This is a genomic window from Streptomyces hyderabadensis, from assembly GCF_020404845.1.
Taxonomy (GTDB): Bacteria; Actinomycetota; Actinomycetes; order Streptomycetales; family Streptomycetaceae; genus Streptomyces; species Streptomyces hyderabadensis.
The window spans coordinates 1-305 of sequence record NZ_JAIOJZ010000164.1 but is presented as its reverse complement, the minus strand read 5'-3'; the positions used below and the strand labels follow the sequence as shown (position 1 = coordinate 305).

The 305-nt window shown below is 72.5% G+C and carries 1 protein-coding gene; it reads left to right on the top strand.

Going from position 1 to position 305, the window contains the following annotated elements; translation table 11 throughout:
- Positions 1–305, top strand: a 305-nt coding sequence (locus K7854_RS37370) for a KR domain-containing protein (protein ID WP_226030994.1), incomplete at both ends; no start/stop codon positions are given.

Sequence of the window (305 nt, the reverse complement as noted above, 5' to 3'; positions counted from 1 at the left end):
TGGGGGCTGGTCCGGAGGAGCTGGTTGCGGGGCTGGCCTGCGGTGAGCCGCAGTGGGCTGTGCGCGAGGGCGTGGTGCGGGTGCCGCGGCTGGTGCGTTCCGGGGTGTCCTCTGCCGGTGGTGTGGCTGGGGGCTTCGGGGACGGTCCTGTGCTGATTACGGGTGCGTCCGGTGTGCTGGGTGGTGTGGTGGCCCGGCATCTGGTGGCGGTGCATGGTGTGCGGGAGTTGGTGCTGCTGAGCCGGCGGGGTCCGTCGGCGGAAGGCATGGTCCGGCTGGAGGCCGAGTTGGTCGCACTCGGTGCG